The organism is Paracoccus sp. P2, from assembly GCF_046335115.1.
In the GTDB taxonomy this organism is placed as follows: Bacteria; Pseudomonadota; Alphaproteobacteria; order Rhodobacterales; family Rhodobacteraceae; genus Paracoccus; species Paracoccus pantotrophus.
The window spans coordinates 1,813-11,000 of record NZ_JBGOSN010000076.1; the positions used below are offsets into that span (position 1 = coordinate 1,813).

At 71.9% G+C, this 9,188-nt stretch carries 9 protein-coding genes; 3 read left to right on the forward strand and 6 right to left on the reverse strand.

What is annotated here, in order from left to right; all coding sequences use genetic code 11:
* The 5 genes from ACDP63_RS23165 to ACDP63_RS23185 all read right to left on the reverse strand — a co-directional run.
* Window positions 1–395 (reverse strand): calcium-binding protein (locus ACDP63_RS23165; protein WP_409928712.1); only part of this gene is annotated, 395 nt, incomplete at its 3' end.
* A gap of 108 nt (window positions 396–503) precedes the next feature.
* A complete protein-coding gene (locus ACDP63_RS23170) occupies window positions 504–1,676 on the reverse strand; it encodes a glycerate kinase (RefSeq protein ID WP_024845961.1) in 1,173 nt (390 codons plus the stop codon).
* 137 nt (window positions 1,677–1,813) lie between these two features.
* On the reverse strand, window positions 1,814–3,463 hold the full coding sequence (locus ACDP63_RS23175; RefSeq protein ID WP_051419845.1) for an SLC13 family permease: 1,650 nt from the start codon (window positions 3,461–3,463) through the stop codon (window positions 1,814–1,816).
* A 49-nt stretch (window positions 3,464–3,512) separates the two neighbouring features.
* The gene (locus tag ACDP63_RS23180; protein WP_024845959.1) at window positions 3,513–4,238 is read right to left on the reverse strand and encodes a hypothetical protein; all 726 of its coding nucleotides are present in this window, start codon (window positions 4,236–4,238) and stop codon (window positions 3,513–3,515) included.
* A gap of 45 nt (window positions 4,239–4,283) precedes the next feature.
* Window positions 4,284–4,775: an RNA polymerase sigma factor gene (locus ACDP63_RS23185; RefSeq protein ID WP_024845958.1), complete on the reverse strand. Its 492-nt coding sequence runs from the start codon at window positions 4,773–4,775 to the stop codon at window positions 4,284–4,286.
* A 95-nt stretch (window positions 4,776–4,870) separates the two neighbouring features.
* On the opposite strand from ACDP63_RS23185, the gene ACDP63_RS23190 reads away from it, so the two are divergent.
* Window positions 4,871–6,148, forward strand: a complete 1,278-nt coding sequence (locus ACDP63_RS23190) for a S8 family serine peptidase (protein ID WP_051419846.1) — start codon at window positions 4,871–4,873, stop codon at window positions 6,146–6,148.
* 130 nt (window positions 6,149–6,278) lie between these two features.
* The gene (locus tag ACDP63_RS23195; protein WP_051481156.1) at window positions 6,279–7,781 is read left to right on the forward strand and encodes a CYTH and CHAD domain-containing protein; all 1,503 of its coding nucleotides are present in this window, start codon (window positions 6,279–6,281) and stop codon (window positions 7,779–7,781) included.
* A 15-nt stretch (window positions 7,782–7,796) separates the two neighbouring features.
* Here ACDP63_RS23195 and ald read toward each other — a convergent pair whose 3' ends face one another.
* Window positions 7,797–8,915: an alanine dehydrogenase gene (gene ald / locus ACDP63_RS23200; RefSeq protein ID WP_024845955.1), complete on the reverse strand. Its 1,119-nt coding sequence runs from the start codon at window positions 8,913–8,915 to the stop codon at window positions 7,797–7,799.
* Between ald and ACDP63_RS23205 the strand changes: the two genes are divergently transcribed.
* A partial coding sequence (locus ACDP63_RS23205; protein WP_409928713.1) for a hypothetical protein occupies window positions 8,896–9,188 on the forward strand: 293 nt, incomplete at its 3' end. The two genes, ald and ACDP63_RS23205, sit on opposite strands and share 20 nt — an antisense overlap.

A 9,188-nucleotide genomic window follows, 5' to 3' on the forward strand; every position in this document is an offset into this window, starting at 1 on the left:
CCCATCAGCGTGTCGGCGCCGGCGCCGGCGCGGACGACATCATTGCCGTCGCCGGCAGCGATGTGATCGCGGCCGTTGCCGGTGGTGGCCTGATCGTTGCCCTCGCCCAGGGTGATGCGGTTGTTGCCGTTGCCGGCGCGCACCACGTCATTGCCGCTGCCCGCGTCGATGGTGTCGTTGCCGGCGCCGGCCAGGATCACGTCATTGCCCTCGCCGCCCCAGACCCGGTTATGACCCTGGCCGGCATCCAGGCGGTCGTTGCCCCCGCCGCCATAGATGCTGTCATTGCCCTGGTAGCCGAAGATGGTGTCGTCGCCGGACATGCCCCATATCTGATCGGCAAGGCCGGTGCCGAACAGGCGGTTGTCGTCGTCATTGCCACGAATGCTGGCCATGGTCTTTCTCCGTCACTTGCGTTGGACCGGCAGGATCGGAGCGGCCTTGGGCGGCCGTTCCCCGCGCGTCCCGGCTGCCGGTTCGGCCGGGAGCGCAAGTCGCAATGTTCAGGCGCCGCGGGCGCGCCAGGCCAGGCGCTGGCCCACCAGCAGCATGCGCATGGTGTTCTCGGCCGCCGCGCGCAGCAGCTTGCCGCCCTCGTCGATGGCCTTGCCCAGCGAACAGGGGCGCCGCATGATCGAGGCATAGGCGGCGATCCCGTGTTCATAGGTCTGGCGCGCGCCCTTGCCGATGGTGCCGGCCAGCGCCACGGTCGGCACGCCAAGCGCCTCGGCACGGCGCGCAACCTCGCAGGGCACCTTGCCATAGGGGCTTTGCCCGTCCAGCGCGCCCTCGGCGGTGATGACCAGGTCGGCGCGGGCCAGCAGCCGGTCGAAATCCAGATAGTCCAGCATGATGTCGAAGCGCGGATGCAGCGTTGCGCCGGCAAGGCCGGCAAGCCCCGCCCCCAGCCCGCCCGAGGCGCCCGCCCCCGCCATCCCGGCCACGTCGCGCCCGGTGGCCGCCAGGATCGCGGCGGCATGGCGGGTCATGCCGCGTTCCAGCGCCTCGACCTGCTCGGGCGTGGCGCCCTTTTGCGGACCGAAGACGCGGGCCACGCCGCGCGGGCCCAGCAGCATGTTGTGCCAGTTGACCGCCGCGTCGATCCGCACCCCCGCCAGCCGGGGATCGAGACCGGCAAGATCGATGCGCTCCAGCCGCTCCAGCGCGCCGCCGCCCTCGGGCAGTTCGCGCCCCTCGGCGTCCAGAAAGCGCGCGCCAAGCGCCCGCGCCATGCCGGCGCCGCCGTCGTTGATGCCGCTGTCGCCGCAGCCGACCAGGATGCGCGTCGCACCATGGTCCAGCGCCTCGAGGATCAGCTCGCCCACGCCGCGGCTGGTGGTCAGCGTCGGGTCGCGCCGGTCGCGCGGCACCAGCGACAGGCCGGCAGCCGCGGCCATCTCGATCACCGCGCTGCGCGGGCCGTCGCCGCCCATCATGCCCCAGAAACTGGGCACGGGCTGGCCCAGGGGGCCGGTGACGGTGGTGGCGACCATGCGGCCGCCGGTGGCAGCGATCAGCGCCTCGGTCGTGCCTTCGCCGCCATCGACCATGGGTGCCGTCAAAACGGTGGCATGCGGGGCGGCGCGGCGGATGCCGCGGGCGATGGCCTCGGCCACCTGGTTGACGGAAAGCGATTCCTTGAACCCCGAGGGCGCGATCAGAACGGTCAGCGACATATCCTGCCTCCTTTTTCCTGTTGTCTGGCGGGATTACGGCCCAAGCCCGCGGATTATTCCGGCGCAATGCGAAAAATACGTGGCAGGAAGCGAAAAGAGCGGCCGGAGCCACCCTTTCTCCTTGATCCGAAAGGGTCTTATCGGATGGTGATGCGCAGGCCCACCGGGCGCAGGGCGCGGTTCACCTCGTGCTGCAGCCGCTGCAACTCGCCCATGGCGCGGACATCGCGCGGCCCGGCCGGGGGGCGCTCGGGCTGGGCTACGGGACGGGGCGCGGGACGGGGCGCGGGCCGGGTGGCGGCAATCGCCGGGGCCGGGACCGCCGCCGCCAAGGCCGCCACGGGGGCTTCCCGCGCCCCGCCGCGCATCTGCTCCAACTGCGCGGGCCAGACCAGCAGGGCGAAGCCGACCAGCAGCACGGTCACGACCGGCGCCAGCGGCAGCGCCAGCCGCATCAGGTCGCGCTGCGCGAAACCCGCGCCCTCGGCATGGCCGAAAATCGCCACCGGCTTGGCCGAGGCCATCATGCTTTGGCAAAAGCCGGTGCCCATGACTGCGACCAGGATCATCAGCGCCGGATCATGGCCCCAGCCCGCCATCGGCAGCGCCAGCGCCGGGATCAGCACCGCCGCGCGGGCCGAGCGCGAGGTGATCGCCAGATGCGCCGCCACCGATGCGGCGGCCAGCAGCGCCACCACCGCAGCGCGGCTCCCCGTCAGCGCCGGTGGCAGCGCGGCCAGCGCATGGCCGGCCAGCCAGCGATCCGTCCCGGTCGCGGTCATCGCCTGGGCGATCAGCACGGTCGCAGCCATGTAAAGCAGCAACTCGACATCGACGGCGCGGAAGATCTCCTTGGGCTTGCGGGTGGCGAAGGGCGGGGTCAGCAGCACCAACGCCCCGACCAGCGCCGCCAGCGCCATGCCGATGCCGTGCAGCGGCGCGGTCAGCCACAGCCCGACCACCGCCGCCAGCACCAGGGCAATGCGGGCCTGGCGGCGGCGGGTCGCCGGGTCCGGCTGCGGCGTCTCGATCCGGGGCAGCGGCGCCATCAGCAGGGCGCGCGGCACGAACAGCAGCAGGATCAGCGCGGTTCCGGCCAGGCTGGCGGCCAGCGAGAACGGCAGGCCCAGCATGGCCCAGTCCAGATAGCCCAGCTGCAAGCCGGTGGCGCTGCGGATGCTGGCGGCGGCCAGCAGATGCGCGCCAGCCCCGATCAGCGAGGCTCCGGCGGAAAGCAGGATCGCCGTCGGAAACAGCAGCGCCAGCGGCTTTCGCAGCGCCGGATCGGGCAGGCCGCCGGCGATCGCGGCAAAGACCGGCAGCAGCAGCGCCGCCCGGCCCGAGGTCGAGGGCAGCACGAAAGCCGTCGCCGCCACCAGCAGCGTCAGCAGCAGGGCGAAGGGCACGAAACGCAGGCCCCGGCGCATCAGCGGCGCGACCAGCCGCTGGGTCAGCCCGGCATCCCTGGCGACGGCGGCGATGACGAAGGCCGAGAGCAGCAGCCAGATCAGTTCGCTGCCGAGCGCGGCGAAAAGCTGTACCTCGCTCAGCACGCCGCCCAGCACCAGCGCCAGCACGGCAGCCAGCGCCACCAGCGATTCCGGCAGGCGGGTGCCGACCCAGCCCAGCACTGCCAGCGCCGAGACGGCCAGCGTGATCCGCCCCCCTGCCTCCAGCGTCGCGGGCAGGCCCCAGGCGGCGCCCAGGATGGCCGTGGCCAGCAGCGCGACCACAAGCCGGCGCGGTTCGGCAAGCGACAGGGTCGGGGCAAGGGTGCGGGCGGTCATGGCATTCTCCTTTGCGGTCTCACCGCAGGATTACGCCGCCGCCGCCGATCTATTCCCCGGCCAGGGCGCGCAGGGCCAGCGCCTCGTCCTCGGGGGTCAGCGGCTCGCCCGCATCCAGGGCGGCAAGCGTCGCCTCGATGCTTTCCGGACCCGAGGCCGGGCGGTAGTCCGCGCCATCCGCCTCGGACCGGGCGGCGAAGCGCGCCTGCCAGCCCTCCGCGTCGCGGCAGGCCAGCACGATGCGCAGCATCCGCTCGCGGGCGGTTTCGTATTCGCGGCAAAGCTGCCCCTCGGGCAGCTGGAACGAGGCGATCATGCTGATCTCGGTGCCGTCCGCCAGCACCCGCACCTCGCCCGAGGGCAATTCGTCCAGCGCCGCCAGTTCGGCCCCCGGCAGCCCTTCGCCGCCCCGTCCCGACCACTCCCACCAGCCAAGGCCAAGGACGGCCAGCGCGGCCGAAGCGGCCAGCGCCAGCCATGGGCTGCGATTCAGGTTCGCGGCCGGAGCCCTTGGCGCGGGTGCGGGCGGGCACGGTGCCGCCTGCGGCGCAGGCTCCGGCGCGGCAGAGGCAGCGGCACGGATCATGCCGGCCAGCGGGTCTTCGCCTGCGGCGCCGGTCCTGAGGGTGCCAAGCAGCCGCCGCGTCTCGGCAAAGCGGTGCAGGCGGCGCTGCAATTCGGGATCGGCCGCGACGGCCCGGCGCACCGCCTCGGCCCGGCCGGGCTCCAGCTCGCCATCGGCCAGCGCCATCAGGGTCTCATCGTCGATCTGCATGGGCCTGTTCTCCCGCCGGGTTGCCCGCCGTATACGCGCCACCCGTCATTCTATTCCCAATTTCCCGGCCAGCGCGAGCCGGGCCCGCGACAGCCGGCTCATCACCGTGCCGACCGGGATCGACAGCACCTCGGCGGTCTCGGCATAGCTCATCTCCTCGACGCAGACGAGATGCAGCACCTCGCGCTGCTCGGGCGGCAGGGTGGCCATCGCCGCCTCGACCGATTGCAGCATCAGATGCGCCTCGAGCGCCGGGGCCGGGTCCACCGGCAGCGCCTCGGGCATTTCAAAGATGTCGAGCTGGGCGCCTGCAGTCCTTTGCCGCCGGGTCTGGTCGATCCAGGCGTTGCGCATGATGCGGAACAGCCACGGCTCCAGCCGCGCGCTGCGGTCGAAGCCGGCGGCATGGGTGATGGCGCGCTCGACGGTGATCTGCACCAGGTCGTCGGCCAGATCGGCGCGGCGCGACAGCGACAGCGCAAACCGCCGCAGGTTCGGCAAAAGGGCGATCAGGGCTTCGCCGAAAGCCGCATCCATGAAGACCTCCGGAGGGGGAAAGTTGACCTGGGCGGGGAATAATAGAATGTGTCGGGCGTAGAATGTCCAGAAACCGGCTTCATGGAGGAAGGGAAATGCCGCGCCTGCTGCTGTTCGTGACCGTGCTGGCCGCCATGCTGCTGGCCGACCTGCGCCCCGGCGCCGACTGGACAGCGCCCGCTGCCGCCTGGGCCGACGACGACGACGACGATGATGATGATGATGATGATGACGACGACGATGACGCCCCGCGCCGCCGCAGGGCGCCGCCGGCCCAGCCGCGGGTGCAGGCCGCACCCCTGCCCCAGCGCGCGCCGGACGAGGTGATCGCGCGCGGCCTGGCGCCCGCCGACCTGGCGCAGTTGCAGGGCATGGGCTTCGAGGTGCTGCACGAGACCCGGCTGAGCGCGGGCGAGCCGATGCACCGTCTGCGCAAGCCCGCCGCCATGCCCCTTGAGCAGGCGCGCGAGGTGGTGCGCGGCATGGGCTCGGCCACGGCAGCCGATTTCAACCATTACTACCGGCCGGGCAATGCGCCGGGCTGCCGGGGTGCCGACTGCCCGGCCCGGCAGATGATCGCATGGCCGGCGCATGGCACGGGCTGCGGCACGCCGCCCCGGATCGGCATGGTGGATACCGGGCTCAACATCGGGCACGAGGCGCTGGAGACAGCACAGATCAGCCTGCACCGCATCGCCTCGGGCGACGGGGCGGCGGATTCCGACAGGCTGCATGGCACCGCGGTGGCGGCGCTGCTGGTCGGGCGTGCCGACAGCCGCACGCCGGGCCTGGTGCCGCAGGCGCCGCTGATCGCCGTCGATGCCTTTCACAAGCAGCGCCAGGACGAGCGCGCCGATGCCTTCGCGCTGGTCGAGGCGCTGGACTACCTGGCCGCGCAGCGGGTGCGGATCGTGAACCTGTCCCTGGCCGGGCCGGCCAACGACGCCTTGGCCGAACAGATCCGCCGCATGGACCGGGCCGGGATCGTGCTGGTGGCGGCGGCGGGCAATGGCGGGCCGGCGGCGAAGCCGGCCTATCCGGCCGCCTATCCGCAGGTGATCGCCGTCACCGCCGTCGACCGCCGCGCCCAGGTCTATCGCCGGGCGAACCGGGGCGGGCATATCGACCTGGCGGCGCCGGGGGTGGATGTCTGGACCGCCGCCTCGATCCGCGGGGCGCGCACCAAGACCGGCACCTCCTTCGCGACGCCCTTCGTCACCGCCGCCGCCGCGCTGCTGATGCAGAAGGAGCCGGACCTGACCCCGGCCGAGGTGCGGGCCCGGCTGCAATCCAGTGCGCGCGACCTGGGCAAGGCCGGCCATGACGAGGTCTTCGGTCACGGCCTGGTCAGCCCGCCCGATCCCTGCCGATGATCCCGGCGCTATCGGCGTTTCGGCGAAAACCGACATGGAGGTGTTTCAGGCATCGGTTATCCTGCATCTGCCGCCACCCGTTCCGGGACGGGCCGGCACGATGTCTGGAAGCGCCCGATGGAAGGTCGAAATGCCGCAACAGAAAACCATGGTCTCCGTGCCGGAACTGATGCTCGAGATCGCACCCGATGCGGCCGAGGCCCTGCGCGCCTCGGACCTGCTGCCGGGCGAGCCGGCCGTCCTGCCGGTCCGTGCCACCTATTTCGACACGCCCGACCGGGATCTGGCCACCGCCGGCTTCACGCTGAGCCTGACCGAAGGCGAAGGCGAAGGCGAAGGCGAAAGTGAGGGCGAAACCGCGCGCGTCCAGACCGTCAGGGCCACAGGCAGCACCGCCGATCTGTTCGTGCTGCCGGAATGGCGCCAGCCCGTCGCGGGCGACAGGCCGGTGCTGGACGAGCGCACGCCGCTTTGCACGCTTCCGCCGGCGAAGATCGCCGAGATCGGCCCGCTGTTCGGCCTGCGCCTCCGGCGGCAGCTCTGGACCCTGTCCTGGCAGGGCGCCGATATCGAGCTGGCGCTGGACCGCGGCGAGGTGACGGCCGCCGACCGCCGCTCGGCGCGCTGCGAGCTGCGGCTGGCGCTGCGCGACGGCGCGCCCGCCGCCCTTTACGCGCTGGCCCGCCGGCTGGACGAGATCGCGCCGCTGCGCCTTGGCGTCCTGACCGAGGCGGATCACGGCTTTCGCCTGTTGGGGCCGGTGCTGCACATGCACAAGGCGGCGCCGGTCGCCCTGCATCGCGACATGGTGGCGGCAGAGGGGTTTCGCGCGATCGGCGCCGCCTGCCTGCGGCAGTTCCGGCTCAACGAGCCGCTGGTCGACCCCGCGAACCCCGAGGCCGTGCATCAGGCACGGGTGGCGCTGCGCCGGCTGCGCTCGGCCTTTGCCATCTTCAGGCCGATGCTTCAGGACGAGACCGGCCCTCGGCTGAACCGGGAAACCCGCTGGCTTGCCGGGGTGCTGGGCGAGGCGCGCGACCTGGACGTGCTGCGCATGCGCTGCCGGCCGGAAGCGTTGCGCGCCCGGCTGGAACCGGCGCGGATGGCGGCCTATGACCAGGCCCGCGGGATGCTGGAATCGCGCCGGGCGCGGCTGCTGATGCTTGACCTGGCGGAATACCTTGCCATCGGACCCTGGACCATGCAGCCCTCGGGCGCCGAGATCCGCGGCCTGCCCCTGCGCGAATACGCCTCGGCCGCGCTCGACCGCCTGCGCCGCAAGGTCAAGAAGGACGGCATCGGCCTTGCCGATGTGGATGACGAGACCCGGCACGAATTGCGCAAGGACGCCAAGAAGCTGCGCTATGCCGCCGAGTTCTTTGCGCCGCTTTATGCGGAAAAGCGCCGCAGGCGGCGGGCCGCGCGCTTCTTGGCCGCGCTCGAGGCGTTGCAGGATCGCATGGGGGCGCTGAACGACCTGGCGGCCGCCCCGGCGCTGGTCGAGCGGCTGGGCCTGGCCGGCGATCCCGCCGCGGCCGCGATCCTGGGCACGGATCGCGACAAGCGCAACCTGATCGAGGCCGCCGCCGAAGCCCATGAGGCCTTCGTCGATGCCAAGCGATTCTGGCGCTAGGGCCGCAGCGAAGCCCTAGCCGGCCAGCAGCTGGTCGGGGGTGATCGCCGCCAGCCCCAGCGCCTCGCCCACCGGCGGCGAGGTCAGCTGCCCCTCATGCGTGGCCAGGCCGGCGCGCAGATGCGCGTCATCGGCCAGCGCGCGGCGCCAGCCCTTGTCGGCCAGGGCCAGCAGGAAGGGCAGCGTGGCATTGCCGAGCGCCTGGGTCGAGGTGCGCGCCACCGCGCCGGGCATGTTGGCCACGCAGTAATGGATCACGCCGTCGACCTCGTAGATCGGATCCTGGTGCGTGGTGGGGCGCGAGGTCTCGAAACAGCCGCCCTGGTCGATGGCGACATCGACCAGCACCGCGCCGCGCGGCATGGTTTCAAGCTGCGCCCGCGACACCAGCTTCGGCGCCGCAGCCCCCGGCACCAGCACGGCACCAATCACCATGTCGGCGCGCTGGATCAGCTCGGCGGTCGCGGCTGCGCTGGCATGCTGGGTAGTCAGCTTGCCCATGAAGAGATCGTCGAGCCAGGACAGCCGCGGCAGCGACCGGTCCATCACCGTCACGTTGGCACCCATGCCGACCGCGACCCGCGCCGCCGCGGCACCGACCACGCCGCCGCCGATGATCAGCACATTGGCCGGCCTGACCCCCGGCACGCCCCCCAGCAGTACGCCGCGCCCGCCATTGGCCTTTTGCAGCGCCCAGGCGCCGACCTGCGGTGCAAGCCGCCCCGCCACCTCGGACATCGGCGCCAAGAGCGGCAGCCCGCCGCGCGCATCCGTCACCGTCTCATAGGCGATCGCGGTCACGCCCGAGGCCAGCAGCTCGCGCGTCTGTGCCGGATCGGGCGCCAGGTGCAGATAGGTGAACAGCACCTGCCCCTGCCGCAGCATGGCGCGTTCGGGCGCCTGCGGCTCCTTGACCTTGACGATCAGCTCGGCCTCGGCAAAGACCGCGGCCGCATCCGGTGCGATCTGCGCCCCCGCGGCCAGGTAATCCTCGTCGGCGAAGCCCGAGCCCAGGCCGGCGCCGGTCTCGACCAGAACCTGGTGGCCGCGCATGACCGCCTCGGCGGCGGCGGCGGGTGCCAGGCCGACGCGAAATTCCTGCGGCTTGATCTCCTTGGGGCAGCCGATCCTCATTCCCTTCTCCTCCCGTTGGCTTTGGAACTCCTGGCGCCAGTCTGGCATTGCCTTTCCGCAAGATGCTGCGAAATCAAGCCCTGCGAAGGCGCGCCGCCGCACGATGACGCCCCGGTTCTTCAGAAGAATCGAAGATCCTGCCGCCGTCAAGCGCAAGGGCGCAAGCTTTCCCCCCTCCGGCGGCCTTGCATATATTCGCATACTTGAATATGCTTTATTGCGACGCGCGATCTGCGTGCAGGAGGAGTATTCGATGCGCCATGCCCCGACCTC